Genomic DNA, 17,293 nt, shown 5'->3' with positions numbered 1-17,293 from the left:
TAAAATGCAAGCGGAGTCGGTCCCCCAGTCTCAGATGTATTGACCGATTACAACCCCTTCACTTTACCCTAAAAACGGGCTAGAATGGAGGATGCCCCAGGACAGGGGGGCGGTCGCGCCCGGGAGCCGAACCTCCCGGGTGAGGAAAGTCCGGGCACCATAGGGCAGGGTGCCAGCTAACGGCTGGGCGGGGTAACCCGACGGAAAGTGCCACAGAGAAAAGACCGCCAGCGGCCAGGCTAGGCCTGGTGCGGGCAAGGGTGAAACGGTGGGGTAAGAGCCCACCGCGCCTCCTGGCAACAGGGGCGGCACGGCAAACCCCACCCGGTGCAAGGCCCAGTAGAGGGGAAGGGCTTGCCCGGCCCGCCAAAACCCCTGGGATGGGCTGCTTGAGGCCGGCGGCGACGCCGGTCCCAGAGAGATGACCGCCGAAAACAGAACCCGGCTTACGCCCTGTCCTGGGGCTCCCCAAGCTTCGGCTTGGGGTTTTTTCTGGTGGCAAGAGTGGGACGTAAGTGGGGCTATAGTGGGAGATGGTGGAAAACTGTGGGAGGTCTATGCTATACTCCCTAAGGAAAACCCTCTTCTGGGTAGGGACCTTTTGGGTAACCCGAACCTCCAAAAGCCCCAGAGGGTGGGACCAGGTGGGAAATGCCCTTCGGCGAGTACCAATACAGCCTGGACGACAAGGGGCGGGTGGTGATCCCCGGTCCCTTCCGGGATTTCCTCGAGGACGGCCTGGTGCTCACCCGGGGGATGGAGGGGTGCCTCTATGTCTTCCCCTCCGATCGCTGGCGGAAGATTGAGGAGCAGCTGGTCAACCTCCCCCTCACCGACGCCCAGGCCCGGGCCTTCGTGCGCTTCTTCTACTCCGGGGCCTATAAGACCCGCATGGACAATGCTTCCCGGGTCCTGATTCCCCCTCCCCTCCGCCAGTTCGCCGGCCTCCAGGAAGGGGGTGAGGTGGTGATCGCCGGAGCCCCGGGGAGGCTGGAGATTTGGAGCCAGGAGCGCTGGTGGAAGACCATAGAGGAGATCATGCAAAACCCACCGGCCCCCGAGGCCTTGCGAGGACTTATTGGATAGGAGATTATGAACGCCATTACCCAGCACATTCCCGTTCTGTACGAAGAGGCTCTCTATTGGCTTCAGATTCGCCCTGGAGAAGTCTACGTGGACGCCACCTTGGGGGGAGCCGGGCACGCCAAGGGCATCCTGGAGCGGGGAGGCCTGGTCATCGGCCTGGACCAGGATCCCGAGGCCGTGGCCCGGGCAAGGACCCTGAACCTTCCTGGGCTTAGGGTCTTTCAGCGCAACTTCCGCCACCTAAAGGAGGTCCTCCAGGAGGCCGGGGTTAGCCAGGTGGCGGGCATCCTGGCGGATCTGGGGGTAAGCAGCTTCCACCTGGAAGATCCCAAGCGGGGCTTCAGCTACCAGAAGGAAGGCCCCCTGGACATGCGCATGGGGGAGGAAGGCCCCACCGCCTACGAGGTGGTGAACACCCTGCCCTTGGAGGATATCTACCGCATCCTACGTGACCTCGGGGAGGAAAGGCAGGCCTACCGGATTGCCAAGGCCATCGTGGAAAGAAGGCGAAAAACCCCCATCCGCACCACCTTGGAGCTGGCCGAGACCGTGCGGCAGGCGGTGGGCTTCCGCAAGGCCGGCCACCCCGCCCGTAAGACCTTCCAAGCCCTTCGCATGTACGTGAACGACGAGCTGGGTGCGCTGGAGGAATTCCTCAGGCAAGCCGAGGAGGTCCTGGCCCCTGGGGGACGGCTGGTGGTCATTACCTTCCACTCCCTGGAAGACCGTCTGGTAAAGCGCTCTCTGAAGGAAAGCCACCTTAAAGTGCTCACCAAGAAGCCCATCACCCCGAGCCCCGAAGAGATAGCCGGAAACCCCCGGTCCCGCAGCGCCAAGCTCAGGGCCGCGGAAAAGGAGGTGGCCTGATGCGCCGCCAGGGAAGCCCAGCCACAGCCCTGCGCTTCGGCCTCCTTTACCTCCTGGCCCTCCTTTTGGTCTTCGCCCTGGGCCACCGCAACCAGCTGGAAAAAGCCCACCTGGCCAAGATGGAGGAGGAGTTGGCCAAGTTGGGCATCCAGGAGGAAGCCCTGCTCAAGGAAAGGTGGCAAGCTACCCAGCCCCACCGGGTGCTCTCCTGGGCTAAGAAAGAGGGATTCCTGCCCATGAGCGAGGGGAGGTGGGTGCGGTGACCCTAGGCCTGGGCCGCGTATCCTGGGTCTTTTTAGGCTTGGCCCTTTGGCTCGTGCTCTTCGCCCTAGGGCTCTACAGCCTGGTAACCCATCCCCCCAGGATCCTCACGGTTCCCCCGCCAACCCCGGTGGTTAGGGGTACCCTCTACGCCCAGGACGGTACCCCCCTGGCCCTAAGCCTAAAGGAGGGGCGCTACTACCCCTTGGGGACAAGCGCCAGCCAACTTTTGGGCTTTGGGGAACGGGGCTCGGGCCGGGGCTTGGAGGGGCTGGAGCGGGACTTAAACGCGGCCCTCGAGGCGGGCCGCTCCTTCACCCTCACCCTGGACCCCTGGATCCAGGCCATGGCGGAAAGGGCGCTATGGGAAGGGTTGGCGCGAAGCCGAGGGGCCTATGGCACCCTGCTGGTGATGGACCGGAATGGCGATCTCAAGGCCGTGGCCAACGGGCCGGCCTTTGACCCCCTAGCGCCCAGGAAGGACCCGGCCAAGGACGTTTCCTGGCGAAACCACGCCTTCCTGGTATCCCTGGAGGTGGGCTCTACCATGAAGGCCCTTACCGCTGCCATGCTGCTGGAGGAAGGAGCAGCCAGCCTCACCACCCGCGTGGAGGCCCCCATGCACCGGGTGGTGGACGGATGGACCATCCGGGACGCCGTCCCCCATCCCCCGGTCCTCACCTTGGCCGAGGTGCTTCGTTACTCCTCCAACGTGGGGATCAGCCGGCTAGCCGAGGCCCTACCCAAGCAGGTGTTCTACCGGTACATGGAGAGGCTCCACCTCACCGATCCCTCCCCCCTCCCCGGGGTAAGGGTGGCCGCTCCGGTGGTTAACCCCCCTAACGCCTGGAGCCCCGCCGCCTACGCCAACCACACCTTCGGCCAGGGTTTCCTGGTAACCCCCTTGCACCTGGCAGCCGCCTTTAACGCCTTGGTTGATGGCACCTACCGCTCCCCCCGGCTCTTTACCCACCAGGAAGCCAAGTCCGAACAGGTCTTTTCCCAGGCCACCGCTCGGGCCATCCGCCAGGCCCTACAGGAGGGGCTTGCGCCCCGGGCCCAGCTTGCCGGCTATCCCCTGGCGGGTAAAACCGGCACGGCCCAGGTGGTGGTGAACGGCCGCTATTCCCGGGAGGTCTTTACCGCCTGGTTTGCCGGTTTCGTACCCGGCGACCAGCCCCTGTACACCGTGGTGGTGGCCATCCACTACCCCAAGGGGGAGGTCCACGGCAGCCAGGTGGCGGCCCCCATCTTCCGGGAGGTGGCCGCCGGACTCTTGGCATACCGCGGCGTACCCCCCTATGCTGAAGGGCGGTGAGTAGCTTGTGTATGTACATCATGTTAGGGAAATAACGCCGGAGTGGGTGGCCGGGGCCACAAAGGGAAGGCTTCACCCCGGCGGCAAACCCGTCCACGACCTCCGTTGGGACAGCCGGGAGGTCCAGCCGGGAAGCCTTTTTGTGGCGTTACCCGGAAGGAACACCCATGGCCGGGTGTTTGCGGAAGAAGCCCTGGCTAAAGGCGCCCACCTGGTCCTCTCCGACCAACCCGGGCCGGCCACGGTGGAGGTAAAGGACACCTACCGGGCCCTTTTGGCCCTCGGGGAAAGGTTGCGGGACCTCTTTCCGGGAACGGTGGTGGCCGTGGGGGGAAGCTCTGGTAAAACCACCACCAAGGAGGCCATCGCCCAGGCCCTCGGCCTCCCTGCTCCCCAGGGAAACCAGAACACGGCCCCTCCCCTGGCCCGTTTTTTCCTGGGGCTTGACCCAAAGGCCCCGGGGTGCGTGGTGGAGCTGGGGGTGGACCGGGTGGGAGAAATGGCCGAGCTCATGGGCCTAGCCAAGCCACACCTTGCGGTGCTTACCGCCTTAGGGGAGGAACACCTTCTGGCCTTTGGCAGCCTCGAGGGGGTGGTGCGGGAGGAAGTAGGCCTCCTCTCCGCTCCCCAGGCGGTGGTGAGCCTGCAAGCGGCTGAGGTTCTGGGCCGCTTCGGCCTGGACCAGGGCCTCCCCACTTACGGCTTTGGCGAGGCCACCTTCCGGGGAGAGGACTTGCGCCTCCTCCCCACGGAAAGCCGTTTTCGCTACGGCCCCTGGGAGGTGCGGGTGCCCTATCCCGGCATGGGCCCGGCCTTGGCCGCCTTGGCCGCCTTGGGGGTGGCGGAGGTCCTGGGCCAGGATACCAAGGAGGTGGCCGAGCGCCTCGCTCACCTAGTCCTCCCCCCTGGACGGATGGAGCGGCGGGAGAAGGACGGGGTGGTGTTTTTAAACGACGCCTACAACGCCAACCCCCTGTCGGTGCGGGCGGGGCTGGCCTGGCTTGCCGCCCAGCCTGGGCGCAAGTGGGCGGTGCTGGGGGAGATGCTGGAGCTGGGAGACCAAGCCCTGAAGCTCCACCTGGAAGTGGCCGAGGAAGCCTCGCGGCTAGGCCTTAGCCCCCTTTACGTGGGCAGCTACGCCAAGGCCCAGGCGGCCCTGGGCGGCGAGGCGGTGGAAACCCTCGAGGAGGCCCTTCTGTGGCTGAAGGAGAGGGTACAGCCCGGCGACCTGGTCTATCTGAAGGCCTCAAGAGGTGTGGGCTTGGAAAGGCTTTTGCAACTATGGGACGGTTGACGGCGTTGCTTCCCCTAACCCTGCTTCCCGCCTGTGCCCCCTTGCAGGCCCTACCCCCGGTGCTGCCGTATCCCGGAGGGTTTGCCCAAGGGGGTCTGGTCACGGGCCGGTTCCAGGTGGCCCTGCCAGGACCTCCCCTCTTCCTGGATGCCGACGCCACCAGCCTTTACGCCGCCTACCCTTACCAACTCCTACGCTACCAGGACGGCCGCTTGGAAAGCCTGCCCCTGCCCGGGGTACCCCGCTTTTTAAGGGCCTCGGGGGGGAAAGGGGTGGTGGGTCTGGGGGAAGCGGTGTATGCGGAGGGAGACCTCCTTCCCTATCCCGCAAGGGATGGGGTCTGGACGCAAGAAGGGCTATTCTGGGTGGGACAAGGCGGCCTCTACCGCGAAGGGGAGCTCCTCAGGCAAGGCGCTTTCCAGCAAGTGGTGGTCTGGGAGCGACGGGTGGTGGCCCTGGGAGAGGAAGCCTACTTCTATCCTGATGGGCACAGGCTCTCCCTCCCCCACCCCGCCCGCAAGGCCCAGGCAGGCAGCTGCGGGGTGGTAGCCCTTATAGGAAACCGGGTCTATGTGGTACGGCCCGAGGGGGCCAAGCCGGTGGCGGAAGCCCAAGATGTCGCCACCTGGGAGGAAACCCTCTACCTGGTCCCCAGCATGCGGACGGCCTCCTGCAAGGAGGTGGTATGGCCCTAGCCCTCCTCCTCTCCTGGTTCTTCACGGCGGTTTGGATCGTATTCATGAGAAGCCTGGGCCTAGGCAAGAAGGTGCGTGCGGATGGGCCCCAAAGCCATCTGGCCAAGGAGGGTACCCCCAGCATGGGGGGGGTAGCCTTCCTCCTGGCCGCTTTCCTGGCCTACTGGCTTCTGGGGAGGGATGGATTCCTTGGCCTTTGGCTCTTAGGTTTGGGCTTTGCCCTTCTTGGACTGCTGGACGACCTAGGGGGAAGCCTGGCCCGCCCCCTGCGGGCGCGGGAAAAGCTGGCCCTGCAAACCCTCATGGCCCTGGTCTTCGCCCTTTGGGCGGTGCGGCAGGTGGCCTACACCCCTTGGCCCATCCTGGACGTGCTCCTCATCCTCCTGGCGGTGGTGGGCGCAGCCAATGCCTTCAACTTCACCGACGGCCTGGACGGGCTCTTGGCCAGCGTCGCCGCCATCCTCCTCCTCCCCTTTTACCCCTACCCCTTCGCCCAAACCCTCCTGGGGAGCCTTTTGGGGTTCCTCTGGCACAATGCCCCCAAGGCCAAGGTCTTCATGGGGGACACCGGCAGCCAGGCCCTAGGGGCCATGCTGGCTGGGCTTTTCACCCTGAGCGGGAAGCTTTGGCTCCTGCCCTTGGCGGCCATCGTGCCCGTATTGGAGGTGCTCTCGGTGGTGGTCCAGGTCCTCTACTTTCGCAAGACGGGAAGGCGGCTTCTGCGCATGAGCCCCCTGCACCACCACCTGGAGCTATCCGGCTGGGAGGAGGCCAAGATCGTCTTCCGCTCTGTCATCCTCACCGCCTTGGCCACCGCCTTGGCCTTCATGGGAGGTGGGGCATGATCCTGGTCTACGGCCTTGGGCGAAGCGGGCTTGGGGTGCTGGGTTTCCTGAAAAGACGGGGCCTTCCCGCCCGCTTTTACGACGACCACCCGAAGGTAGAAGAGGTCCAAGAGGCCATGGCCTTGGGCTTCACCCCCGACTGGGACTTGGAAGGGGATTACCGCGAGGTGGTGGCCGCCCCCGGGGTACCCCTTTCCCATCCCCGGCTGAGGGCCTTGGGGGAACGCGGGGCCCGGATCCTGGGGGAGGCCGAGCTGGCCTACCGCCTCTCTTCCACCCCCATCATCGGCATCACCGGCACCGCCGGAAAAACCTCCACCACGCTTTTCACCGCCCACCTCCTAAGAGGGCAAGGGCTGAAGGCCTTGGAGGGGGGCAACGTGGACCCCCCCTTGGTGAGCGTGGTGGACGAAGCCGAGGTGGCGGTGGCCGAGCTTTCCAGTTTCCAGCTGGAGAGGATCCACGCCTTCCGCCCCCGGGTGGCGGTCCTCCTCAACCTGGGGGTGGACCACCTGGACCGGCACGGGAGCCTGGAAGCCTACCACCGGGCCAAGCTCAACCTCCTCAAGAACCTGACCCCAGGGGACGCCTTGGTGTACAACCAGGAAGACCCCCGGGTGCGCCAGGCGGCCGAGGCCTCCCCCGCCCGGCTCTACCCCTTCCTGCCCGCCGAAAGCCCTAGGGAAACCAACCTGAGGGCAGCCCTCACCGCCACCCGGGCCTACCTGGAACTCCTGGGAAAGCCCCTGGACGAGGAGGCCCTGAAGGCTAGCCTAAGGACCCTTCCCTCCCCTCCCCACCGCTTTCAGGCCTTCGCCCGCAAGGGAGAGGTGGTCTTTATCGATGACTCCATCGCCACCCGCACCCCCGCCGTCCAGGCAGCCCTGGAAGCCGCCCCCCCGCCCATTGCCTGGATCCTGGGGGGGGAGGACAAGGGGGCGGACCTAGGCCCCTTGCGCCCCTTGCTTTCCCGGGTACGGGTGGTGCTGGCCGTCGGCCGGGATGGTCCCAAGATGGCGCAAGCCTTGGGGGACGGGGTGGAGGTGGTGGTCATCCTCGAGGCCGATGGCCGCAAGGCTATGGAACGGGCGGTGGCGGAAGCCCTCAAGCGCCTGGACAAAGGGAGCGTTCTCCTAGCCCCCCTAGCCGCCAGCTTTGACCAGTTCAAGGACTACCAGGACCGCGCCCAGGCTTTCCGGGAGGCCGTCTATGCTCTGGGAGGTGAGCCATGGACCCCATCCTCCTCCTGAGCACCCTTCTCCTCCTGGCCTTCGGCCTCCTGGGCGTGGGGGTGGCCGAGCCGGACCTGCTCCCGAACCACCTTCTGCGCATCGCCCTGGCCCTAGTTGCCCTGGCTTTGGGATTCGTCCTGCCTCCTGAGAAGCTCCTTCGCCACGCCCGCCTCCTCCTCCTGGCCACCTTGGGCCTTCTCCTCCTGGTCCTTTTGGTGGGCAACGGGCCGGGTGGGGTGCGGCGGTGGCTGGACCTGGGGCCTTTGAACTTCCAGCCCTCGGAACTGGCCAAGGTGGCCCTGGTCTTCTACCTGGCCTCCTTTGTGGGGCGGAAGGGAAATGACTACCCCATCGTGGGGGCCGCAGCCCTGGTGGGCCTCACCGCGGGCCTGGTGTTGGTGGAACCCGATTTTGCCACCGCCCTTTTCCTGGTCACCTTGGGGGCCCTCCTCTTCATCCTGGCGGGGGTGCCCTGGCGGCGGCTCATCATGGTAAGCCTGGCAGGGGCCTTGGCCCTGGCCCCCTTTTCCGGGGTTTACTTAGCCCGCTTCCGCTACGTCTCCGAACGCTTCACCAGCTTCCTGGATTATCTTCAGGGAGAAGCCAACCCCACCCAGACCGTCTACCAAGTCCTCCAGGCCCAGAAGGCCTTGCTCCTGGCCGGCCCCTTTGGCCAGGGCCCCTCCGGCAACCTCCCCCACCTGCCCGAGGCCCACAACGACATGGTCTTCGCCAGCGTGGTCTTCGCCACCGGCTGGCTGGGAGGGCTCATGGTCCTCTTGCTTTACTTCCTCCTCTTCGCCCGGGGCCTTTCCCTGGCCCTTAGGCTCCCCGGACCCCTGGGGTTGGTGGCCCTGGGCCTTACCCTCTACCTCACCCTGCAGGCTGCCCTCAACATCGGGGTTACCGTGGGCTTTCTGCCGGTCACGGGGGTTCCTCTTCCTCTGGTCTCGTATGGGGGAAGCTCCCTTTTGGTTTCCGGCTTCGCCGTGGGCGTGATGATGCGCCTGGCCCGGGAAGCGCCGCGAAAGGGGGTGGAGCCGTGGTCCTCCTGACCGGGGGTGGAACCGGGGGACACCTTTTCCCCGCCCTGGCGGTGGCGGAGGAGCTGAGGAAACGGGGCCGGGAGGTCTTCTACCTGGGAAGCCAAGGGGGCCTCGAGGCCCGCCTCCTCCCGCAAACCTCCCTTCCTCACGCCCTGATTTCCACAGGCAAGCTGGACCGCAGCACCCTTCGCCCCCAGGAAGCCTGGAGACTCCTCCAAGGCCTCAAGGCCTCCTGGCGGCTTTTGGGCGAGAAAAAACCCCATGCCATCCTCTCCACGGGGGGGTACGCCGGGTTTCCCGGGGCCATGGTGGGGGAGCTCAAGGGGATTCCCGTCCTCCTTCACGAGCAAAACGCCAAGCTAGGTCTGGCCATCCGCCTCCTCGCGCCCCTGGCCCGGGGGCTGGCCCTATCCGTGCCCGTGCCCCTGGACTTTAGGCTGGCCCGCAAGGCCCGGGTCACGGGCTACCCCGTGCGGGAGGTGCGCTACCCCAAAGGGGAGGCCAGGGCCCGGCTAGGCTTTCCCCAGGACCAACCCCTCCTCCTCGTCCTGGGGGGAAGCCAAGGGAGCCTGGAACTCAACGAAAAGCTCCCGCCCCTCTTGAAGCCCCTGGGCCTTCCCGTGCTCCACCAGGTGGGCGAGCGCTGGGTGGAGCGTTACCGACACCTGGAAGCACGGGGCTATCGGATCGCGGGTTTCGTGGACGCTCCCCTGGCCATGAGCGCCGCCGACCTCCTCCTCGCCCGGGCCGGGGCGGGCACCCTGGCGGAGGCCGCCTACCACCGGCTACCTGCCTTGCTCTTTCCCCTTTCCCCCAGCCTGGACGGGGGTGCCCAGGTAGCCAACGCCCACGCCTACCAAAAGGCAGGGGGGGCGGAGCTTGGAGAGCTGGCCCAGCTGGGCAAGCAGGTGGAAAGGATCCTAGCCCACCCCGAACCCTACCGGGAGGGCATGGCCCGGCTTTCCCCTGAGGGAGCGGCGGCCAGGCTGGCGGATTGGTTGGAGGAGTTCCTATGAAGCGGGTACACATTATGGGCCTCGAGGGGGTGGGCATGAGCGCCTTGGCCCGCCTCTTGTTGGGGGAAGGCATAGAGGTAACCGGGTGCGACCTGGCTCCCGGCCGGCGGGCGGAGAGCCTGGGGGTCCCGGTCCATAGGGGCCATGATCCGGCCCACCTCCAGGGGGAGGATACCCTGGTGGTCCCCACCCCCATTCCCCTGGACCACCCGGAGGTGACCGAGGCCCGGCGCAGGGGCATGGGGGTGTTGCGCAGGATGGAACTTCTGGCCCATTTCCTGGGGCAAAAACCCTCCTTGGGCGTCACCGGCACCCACGGCAAGACCACCACCACGGGAATGCTGGCCAGCATCCTCCTGGCTGCGGGGCTGGACCCCTGGGTGCTCCTCGGGGGTGAGCTCTCCCTCCTTCCCGGCAACGCCCGCTTCGGCCTTGGCCCCCGCCTGGCGGAGGTGGACGAGTCCGACCCCCTTTTCCGGGAGGTGCGGGTGGAGATCGCGGTGGCCACCAACCTGGAGGCGGACCACATCGCTCCCCCCGGGCAAAGGGCCCCCAACTACCATGCAAGCCTGGAGGAGTTGGAGAAGGCCATGCGGGGCTATCTGGAGAAGGCCCGCTTGGCCATCCTTCCCAGTTTTGACCCCAGGCTACGCCGGCTTTCCCAAGGGCTTCCCCGAAGGCTTTTCGGGGAAGGGGGGGATCTTTGGGCCGAGGGGCTGGAGCTTGGCCCCCACGGGAGCCGCTTCCTCTTGGTCTACCGGGGAGAGGCCTTGGGGGAAGCTCGCCTGCAGGTTCCCGGCCAGCACAACGTGAAAAACGCCCTGGCCGCGGCCTTGGCCGCCTTGGCCTTCGGGGTGGAACCGGGGGCTATCCTCGAGGGCCTGGCCCGCTTTCCCGGGGTGGAAAGGCGCTTCCAAAAGGTGGGGGAGGTGGGGGGGGCCTGGGTGGTGGACGACTATGCCCACCATCCCACGGAGGTACGGGCCACCTTGGAAGCGGCCAGGCTTTTGGGGCGGCGGGTGCGGGTCCTCTTCCAACCCCACCGCCTCCTGCGTACCCTGGAGCTTTGGCAGGACTTCGCCGAGGCCCTGGCCCTGGCGGAGGAGGTGGTGGTGCTTCCCGTGTACACCGCCGGGGAAAGGGTGGGCCTCTCCCCCGAGGAACTTTCCCAAAGGATTGTCCAGCGCCTCCACCTCTTGGGAACGAAGGCCCGCTTCTTGGAAAAGGAGGAGGCCCTGGCCTACGCCATAGCCAGCGCCACCCCAAAGGACCTTTGGCTTACCCTGGGGGCCGGGGATGTGACCGAGCTGGCCTGGAGGCTTGCGCATGAGGGTGGAACGGGTTCTTCTTAAGGATTACACCACCCTGGGCATCGGGGGACCAGCGGAGCTTTGGACCGTGGAGACCCGTGAGGACCTCCTACGGGCCACGGAAGCCCCTTACCGGATTCTAGGCAATGGCTCCAACCTGCTGGTGATGGACGAAGGGGTCCCGGAAAGGGTCATCCGTCTGGATGGTGAGTTTGCCACCTACGACCTAAAAGGCTGGGTGGGGGCGGGGGTCCTCCTTCCCCTCTTGGTGCAGGAAGCAGCCCGCCAAGGGCTTTCCGGCCTGGAGGGCCTCCTCGGCATCCCCGCCCAGGTGGGAGGGGCGGTCAAGATGAATGCGGGGACCCGGTTCGGGGAGATGGCGGAGGCCCTGGAAGCGGTAGAGATCTTCCACGAAGGCCGCTTCCACATCTATCTCCCCGAGGAGCTGGGCTTCGGCTACCGGCAAAGCCGCCTTCCCCAAGGAGGGATCGTGACCCGGGTGCGCCTGAGGCTCCAGGAACGCCCCTTGGAGGAGATAAGGCGGCGCATGGCCGAGGTGGACGCCGCCAGAAAAGGCCAACCCAAGCGCAAAAGCGCCGGCTGCGCCTTTAAAAACCCGCCGGGCCATTCCGCGGGCCGGCTCATCGACGAAAGGGGGCTCAAGGGCTTAAGGGTGGGCGACGCCATGGTATCCCTAGAACACGGAAACTTTATCGTTAACCTAGGGCAAGCCAGCGCCAAGGACGTGCTGGAACTCCTTAAGCGCATCCAGGAGGAACTGCCCCTGGAGCTGGAGTGGGAGGTATGGCCGTAACTTTTATCCGATTTTTCACACCGGGGGGTTAGGATGGTAAGGATGAAGCTTGTGCTGGCCTCCCTTTTCGCCGCCACCCTCTACGTGGCCAGCCTGGTGCTCTTCCCCGTGGACAAGGTGGAGGTGGAAGGCAACCGCCACCTCCAAAAGGAGGAGATCCTGGCCCGCGCCCAGCTCTATGCCGGTGAACCCTGGCTTTGGGTGGGGAATGGCCGCCTGGAGGCCCTCCGTCAGGACCCCTGGGTGGCGGAAGCCCGGCTGGAGAAGCCCCGGATAGGGGAGGTCCGCCTGATCCTGAGGGAGCGGGAACCCCTCCTGCCCCTGGCGGACGGCAACGCCCTGGCCACCGACGGGACCGTGCTTTCCGGAGGGGCCCCCGTGGCCAAGGGTCCCCAGGTGGAGGGCCAAGGCCCCCTGCCCGTCCAGGACCTGCTGGCCCTGGCCCGCGCCTACCCCGAGGCCACCCGGCTGCGCTACACCCCCGCCGGGTTTTGGGTGGAAACACCGCAGGGCGTGGCCTTTGCTCCGGAGGCTCGACTTCTAGTAGAGTATGCCCAGGCGGGCCGAGCAAAGGGGAAGGTTTACCTGTATTCTTGGGGGGTGAGTGAAAGCCCATGATTATCGCGGGATTGGACGTCGGCACCAGCAAGGTCACCACCGTGATCGGGGAACTGGCCCCCGACGGCGTTTTGGACATCATCGGCGAGGGCACCGTGCCCTCCCAGGGCTTGAAGCGGGGCGTGGTGGTTAACCTGGAGCGCACCACGGAGGCCATCCGCCAAAGCGTGCACCAGGCGGAGCGGGTGGCGGGGGTCAAGGTGGAGCGGGTCATCCTCGGGGTGGGGGGCCCGCACCTGAAAAGCGTGACCAGCCACGGCCTAGCCGCCATCCGCCGGGGCCAGAGCATCGGCATGGCCGATGTGGAGCGGGCCATAGAGCAGGCCAAGGCCTATCCCTTTGACAGCGAGCTGGAGCTCCTCCATGCCCTTCCCCTGGAGTTTAAGGTGGACGGCCAGGAGGGGATCCGGGATCCCGTGGGCATGGCCGGGGTGCGCCTCGAGGTGGACGTGCACCTGGTGGCCGCAGGCCGGGGGCCCTTGGCCAACCTGCGCCGGGCGGTGGAGGATGCTGGGCTGGAGATCGAGGCCCTGGTGGCCCAGCCCCTGGCCAGCGGCCTCGGCGTGCTAGGCCCCGAGGAGGAACACATGACGGTCCTTCTTCTGGACGTGGGCGGGGGCACCACCGAGGTGGCCGTCTTCCGTGAAGGCCGTCTGGCCCACTCCTCGGTGCTGCCCCTGGGTGGGGACCACGTGACCCAGGACATCGCCCAGCTCCTGAAGATCCCCTTTGAGGAGGCGGAAAGGGTGAAGCGCAAGTACGGGGCCGCCTTGCCTGAACTGGCGGATCCCGAACTGGTGCTGGAGATCAATCAGGAAGGTGGGTCCTTGGGCGAGGTACCCGCTCCTGAACTGGCCCGGATCATCCGCCCCCGTTTGCGGGAGATTCTGCACCTGGCCCGCCAGTCGGTGGACGAGGCCCTAGGGCCCTTGGAGATTAAGGTGAATCGGGTCATCCTCACCGGAGGTACCGCTCTCCTTAAGGGCTTTGACCTCCTGGCACGGCAGCAGTATAGCCTTCCCGTACGGGTGGGCAAGCCCCACGGGGTTTCCGGCCTCACCGACGTGGTGGCCACCCCTGGGCATGCCACCGCCGTGGGCCTGGTCCGCTACGCCACCACCTTGCCCATGCCCGCACCCGAGCCCCGAAGGGCCAGGGAAAGAAGGGAAAAGCGTGAGGATAAGGCCAAGGGCGAGGGTCTTTGGGCACGGATTAAGGAGATTCTGAACAACCTATTCTGATTGCGCTTTGGGAAGAGGAGGCAGAGATGGAAGGAGCCGTTATCAAGGTCATCGGTCTCGGGGGAGCGGGGAACAATGCGGTGAACCGCATGATTGAGGCGGGGCTCATGGGGGTGGAGTTCATTGCCGCCAACACCGACGCCCAGGTGCTGGCCAAAAGCCTGGCGGACGTGCGCATCCAGCTGGGGGAGAAGCTCACCCGGGGCCTTGGGGCTGGAGCCAACCCCGAGATTGGGGAGAAGGCGGCCCTCGAGGCCGAGGACCTTATCGCCGAAGCCCTGGAAGGGGCCGACCTGGTCTTCATCACCGCGGGCATGGGGGGCGGGACGGGAACCGGAAGCGCCCCGGTGGTGGCGGATATCGCCAAAAGGCTTGGGGCCCTCACCGTGGCCGTGGTCACCCGGCCCTTTAGCTTTGAAGGTCCCAAGCGCCTAAAAGCCGCCGAAGAGGGGATCAGGCGCCTTAGGGAACGGGTGGATGCCATGGTGGTGGTGCAAAACGACCGCCTCCTCGCCGCCGTGGACAAGAAGGTGACCCTAAGGGATGCCTTCCTCATCGCCGACCGGGTGCTCTACCACGGGGTCAAGGGCATCACCGACGTCATCAACCTCCCGGGTCTCATCAACGTGGACTTCGCCGATGTGAAAACCCTGCTGGAGGGAGCGGGCCAGGTGCTCATGGGCATTGGGGCAGGTCGGGGAGAGAACCGGGTGGAGGAGGCCGCCAAGACCGCCACCCATAGCCCCCTCCTGGAACGCTCCATTGAGGGCGCCAAAAGGCTTCTCCTCAATGTGGTGGGCTCAGAGGATCTCTCCCTTATGGAGGCCGCAGAGGTGGTGGAGCGGGTGCGGGAGGCCACGGGCAATGAGGATGTGGACATCCTCTATGGGGTCACCTACGATGAACGGGCCCAGGATGAGCTGAGGGTGATCCTGATCGCCGCAGGCTTTGGGGAAAGCACCGTGGTACCCAAACCCCTTAGGCCGGTGGACTTCCCCACCCACCCCGACCCCTACAACTTTGACATCCCCGCCTTCATCCGCTACGGGGATGCGGATTACCCTCCCAGAAAGGGCAACTAGGGCCCCTAGGGCATGGTGGTTTTGGGCATAGACCCCGGCATTACCCATCTGGGCCTGGGGGTGGTGGAGGTGGAGCCCAAGGGAAGCCTCAAGGCCCGTCTCCTCCACGGGGAGGTGGTGCGGACCTCCCACGAGGAACCCGCCCAGGAACGGGTGGGCCGCATCCACGCCCGGGTGATGGAGGCCCTCATGCGCTTCCACCCCCAGGCCCTGGCGGTGGAGGAGCAGTACTTCTACCGGCAAAACGAGCTGGCCTACAAGGTGGGCTGGGCCCTGGGGGCGGTGCTGGTGGCGGCCTTTGCGGCCCGGGTTCCCGTCTACGCCTATGGCCCCATGCAGGTGAAGCAGGCCCTGGCCGGACATGGGCATGCGGGGAAGGAGGAGGTGGCCCTGATGGTGCGGGGCATCCTAGGCCTTAAGGAAGCCCCCAAACCCAGCCACCTAGCGGATGCTTTGGCCATCGCCTTAACCCACGCCTTCTACGCCAAGATGCAGGCCGCCAAGCCCCTTTAACCCGGCAAAAGTCCTCCGCCCCTTCCCTAGGGAAGGGGCCCGCAAGCTATTTGTATCTTGGACAAAGATTGTACGGCCGGCAAAACCCGATACTGCTATAGGAGGTAATCGCATGAAAAAGATCCTCTTTCTGTTGGCGATGGCGGTAGCGGCCCAGGGCCTAGGCCTGGCCCAGGGGGCTATGGTGAGGGTAGCCCACCTGTCCCCGGATGCCCCGGCCGTGGACGTGTTGGTGAACGGGCAGCGGGCCATAACCGGCCTGGCCTTTAAGGAGGTTACCCCTTATATCCCCCTACCCGCAGCCCGGGTACGGGTCCAGGTGGTCCCCGCTGGACAGGAGGCCCCCGTGGTCATTGATGCCGAGCTGGACCTCAACGAAGGCATCTATTACACCGTGGCCGCCACAGGCTTTCTGGCCAACATCCGGCCGCAGGTCTACACCGATGCCCTAGCTGGCCTCTTCCCCCGGGCCGGTTTTGCCCGGGTGCGGGTGGTGCACACCTCCCCGGACGCCCCAGCGGTGGACGTGGCGGTGAAAGGGGGACCGGTTCTTTTCCCTAACCTGCCCTTCCCCCGGGCCAGCCAGTACCTGGTGGTGGCCGCGGGAACGTACGACCTCGAGGTCCGGGTAGCCGGCAGCAACACCGTGGCCTTGGCCCTCCCTGGGGTCACCCTGGAAAGCGGCAAGACCTACACGGTTTTCGCCGTGGGCAGTGTGCGGGCAGGCACCCTTACCGTGGTGCCGGTGGTGGACGCCGCCGCCTTGGGTGGAAATCGCTAGGACGGAATAGCCCGCCGCCCCTTTCCCCAAAAGGGGCGGCCTTTTCTATGAAAGCGCCTCACCTTCCTCCCTGGCTTTCCCCTCTCCTGGCCTGCCCCCGTTGCCGTACCCGGTTGCCCACGGAAGGGGCCAGCCAATGCCCTGCCTGCCACCGCCATTTCCCCGTAGCCCGAGGCTTCCTGGACCTAAGGGGTGGGCGGGAAAGGCCTCACCTTTGGGCCCTGAACCGCCTCCCTCCCGTAGCCCAGCTCTACGACCTTTGGCGGATGCGATCCACGGGTCTTCTCTCCCGTGGCCGCCTCTCCTTTGGGGAGGAGCTGGCGCTCCTTCGGGACTGGCTCCTCCCTGCGGGACCCCCCTTCTTGGATGTGGGCACCGGCACAGGGCTCTACCGGGCAGCGCTGGGGGATGAGGCCATAGGCGTGGACCCCTCCCCCGCTTTCCTGGAGGTGGCGAGGCGGCGGCGCCCCGGCCCCTACCTCCTGGCCCACGGGGAGGCCTTGCCCTTCCGTAGCGCCTCCTTGGGCGGAGTAGCCGTAGGCCCCACCTGGAACGAGTTCTATGACCCCGTAAGGGCCCTTGGGGAAGCCCGGCGGGTCCTCCGGTGGCGAGGACGGCTTTTCGGCATGCTTCTCCTGGGCCCTGGGCCCTCCCTTGGGCTTTGGCGGCCAGAATCCCAGGCCTTCTTGGCCCTGGTACGGGAACAGGGTTTCCTGGCCGAACTGAGGGTGCTGGGAGCCCTGGGCCTACTTTTGGCCGAAGCCCGCTGACCTGTGGCCCAGCGCGACAAGGGGAATCCGGTTTGCAGGGAAAATAGCCCTATGCGCAGCCTTCCCCTTGCCTTGGCCTTCTCCCTGGCCCTAGCCCAAGAGTACCTCCCCCTGCCGGGGGTGGCCACGGGCCATGGACCCTTGGACCGAAGCTATGCCCTGGTCTACCGGGCGGAAAGCCCCAGAGCGGTCCTCCTCCTGGTGCCCGGCCTTCTGGGAGGCAGCACCAACTTCGCCCTCCTGGCCGAGCACCTAAGGGAACTGCAGCCGGCCCTGGAGGTCTGGGGTTGGGAGAGGCGGGCGAATGGACTGGAGGACCGCCAGGGGTTTCTCCAGGAGGACCCCCTGGCCTACTACGGGAACCTTCCCCAGCCCGACCTGAGCCCCTTGCGCCAATGGGGCCTGGAGGTGCACCTCGAGGACCTAGACCTGGCAGTGGAGGCCGCCCGTCATACCCTTTTATGCTAATTCCTTCGTCCTAGGCCACCAGTGGAACAGGGTGTG

The 17,293-nt window shown here is 66.1% G+C and carries 18 protein-coding genes, 1 other RNA gene and 1 pseudogene; all 20 read left to right on the top strand.

The genetic code is table 11. From position 1 onward, the window contains the following. Positions 1 to 97 precede the first annotated feature (97 nt). Positions 98 to 465: RNase P RNA component class A (gene rnpB, locus L0D16_RS11080), an RNA gene on the top strand. Positions 466 to 651: 186 nt separating this feature from the next. After that, on the top strand, positions 652 to 1,086 hold the full coding sequence (gene mraZ, locus L0D16_RS11075; RefSeq protein ID WP_114313287.1) for a division/cell wall cluster transcriptional repressor MraZ: 435 nt from the start codon (positions 652 to 654) through the stop codon (positions 1,084 to 1,086). Positions 1,087 to 1,092: 6 nt separating this feature from the next. Beyond that, a complete protein-coding gene (rsmH, locus tag L0D16_RS11070; protein ID WP_243032027.1) occupies positions 1,093 to 1,953 on the top strand; it encodes a 16S rRNA (cytosine(1402)-N(4))-methyltransferase RsmH in 861 nt (286 codons plus the stop codon). Continuing rightward, on the top strand, positions 1,953 to 2,216 hold the full coding sequence (locus L0D16_RS11065; RefSeq protein ID WP_243032025.1) for a hypothetical protein: 264 nt from the start codon (positions 1,953 to 1,955) through the stop codon (positions 2,214 to 2,216). Before rsmH ends, L0D16_RS11065 begins: the two co-directional genes overlap by 1 nt. After that, complete coding sequence (locus tag L0D16_RS11060) at positions 2,213 to 3,532, top strand: peptidoglycan D,D-transpeptidase FtsI family protein (RefSeq protein ID WP_243032023.1); 1,320 nt, start codon at positions 2,213 to 2,215, stop codon at positions 3,530 to 3,532. The genes L0D16_RS11065 and L0D16_RS11060 overlap by 4 nt, the downstream gene beginning before the upstream one ends. Positions 3,533 to 3,539: 7 nt before the next feature. Continuing rightward, positions 3,540 to 4,826 (top strand): UDP-N-acetylmuramoyl-tripeptide--D-alanyl-D-alanine ligase, encoded by a 1,287-nt coding sequence (locus L0D16_RS11055; RefSeq protein ID WP_243032020.1) that lies wholly within the window; start codon positions 3,540 to 3,542, stop codon positions 4,824 to 4,826. Next, the gene (locus tag L0D16_RS11050; protein WP_243032017.1) at positions 4,814 to 5,521 is read left to right on the top strand and encodes a hypothetical protein; all 708 of its coding nucleotides are present in this window, start codon (positions 4,814 to 4,816) and stop codon (positions 5,519 to 5,521) included. The genes L0D16_RS11055 and L0D16_RS11050 overlap by 13 nt, the downstream gene beginning before the upstream one ends. Next, positions 5,512 to 6,366, top strand: coding sequence for a phospho-N-acetylmuramoyl-pentapeptide-transferase (locus L0D16_RS11045; protein ID WP_243032014.1), 855 nt, complete (start codon positions 5,512 to 5,514; stop codon positions 6,364 to 6,366). The genes L0D16_RS11050 and L0D16_RS11045 overlap by 10 nt, the downstream gene beginning before the upstream one ends. Continuing rightward, the gene (locus tag L0D16_RS11040) at positions 6,363 to 7,616 is read left to right on the top strand and encodes a Mur ligase family protein (protein WP_243032012.1); all 1,254 of its coding nucleotides are present in this window, start codon (positions 6,363 to 6,365) and stop codon (positions 7,614 to 7,616) included. The genes L0D16_RS11045 and L0D16_RS11040 overlap by 4 nt, the downstream gene beginning before the upstream one ends. Beyond that, positions 7,595 to 8,653, top strand: coding sequence for an FtsW/RodA/SpoVE family cell cycle protein (locus L0D16_RS11035; RefSeq protein WP_243031991.1), 1,059 nt, complete (start codon positions 7,595 to 7,597; stop codon positions 8,651 to 8,653). Before L0D16_RS11040 ends, L0D16_RS11035 begins: the two co-directional genes overlap by 22 nt. Then, positions 8,641 to 9,660 (top strand): UDP-N-acetylglucosamine--N-acetylmuramyl-(pentapeptide) pyrophosphoryl-undecaprenol N-acetylglucosamine transferase, encoded by a 1,020-nt coding sequence (locus L0D16_RS11030; protein ID WP_243031988.1) that lies wholly within the window; start codon positions 8,641 to 8,643, stop codon positions 9,658 to 9,660. The genes L0D16_RS11035 and L0D16_RS11030 overlap by 13 nt, the downstream gene beginning before the upstream one ends. Then, complete coding sequence (murC, locus tag L0D16_RS11025; protein WP_243031986.1) at positions 9,657 to 11,012, top strand: UDP-N-acetylmuramate--L-alanine ligase; 1,356 nt, start codon at positions 9,657 to 9,659, stop codon at positions 11,010 to 11,012. The genes L0D16_RS11030 and murC overlap by 4 nt, the downstream gene beginning before the upstream one ends. Next, a complete protein-coding gene (locus L0D16_RS11020; RefSeq protein WP_243031984.1) occupies positions 10,987 to 11,784 on the top strand; it encodes a UDP-N-acetylmuramate dehydrogenase in 798 nt (265 codons plus the stop codon). The genes murC and L0D16_RS11020 overlap by 26 nt, the downstream gene beginning before the upstream one ends. 33 nt (positions 11,785 to 11,817) lie before the next feature. Beyond that, positions 11,818 to 12,402 (top strand): cell division protein FtsQ/DivIB, encoded by a 585-nt coding sequence (locus L0D16_RS11015; protein WP_243031956.1) that lies wholly within the window; start codon positions 11,818 to 11,820, stop codon positions 12,400 to 12,402. Then, entirely contained in the window at positions 12,399 to 13,643 is a 1,245-nt protein-coding gene (gene ftsA, locus L0D16_RS11010; protein WP_243031951.1) for a cell division protein FtsA, read from the top strand. Before L0D16_RS11015 ends, ftsA begins: the two co-directional genes overlap by 4 nt. A gap of 26 nt (positions 13,644 to 13,669) precedes the next feature. After that, complete coding sequence (gene ftsZ, locus L0D16_RS11005) at positions 13,670 to 14,725, top strand: cell division protein FtsZ (RefSeq protein WP_243031948.1); 1,056 nt, start codon at positions 13,670 to 13,672, stop codon at positions 14,723 to 14,725. Positions 14,726 to 14,737: 12 nt separating this feature from the next. Further along, positions 14,738 to 15,238: a crossover junction endodeoxyribonuclease RuvC gene (gene ruvC / locus L0D16_RS11000; RefSeq protein WP_243031945.1), complete on the top strand. Its 501-nt coding sequence runs from the start codon at positions 14,738 to 14,740 to the stop codon at positions 15,236 to 15,238. A gap of 112 nt (positions 15,239 to 15,350) precedes the next feature. Continuing rightward, a complete protein-coding gene (locus L0D16_RS10995; protein WP_243031944.1) occupies positions 15,351 to 16,019 on the top strand; it encodes a DUF4397 domain-containing protein in 669 nt (222 codons plus the stop codon). 47 nt (positions 16,020 to 16,066) lie between these two features. Next, positions 16,067 to 16,789: a methyltransferase domain-containing protein gene (locus tag L0D16_RS10990; RefSeq protein WP_243031943.1), complete on the top strand. Its 723-nt coding sequence runs from the start codon at positions 16,067 to 16,069 to the stop codon at positions 16,787 to 16,789. Positions 16,790 to 16,840: 51 nt separating this feature from the next. Next, a pseudogene (locus tag L0D16_RS10985) lies at positions 16,841 to 17,239 on the top strand (alpha/beta hydrolase); the annotation flags it as partial. Positions 17,240 to 17,293: the final 54 nt, after the last annotated feature.

It is taken from the genome of Thermus altitudinis (assembly GCF_022760835.1).
GTDB classification, from domain to species: Bacteria; Deinococcota; Deinococci; order Deinococcales; family Thermaceae; genus Thermus; species Thermus altitudinis.
Note: the sequence above shows the minus strand (reverse complement) of the source record. Positions and strands in the feature narration are given on the sequence as shown.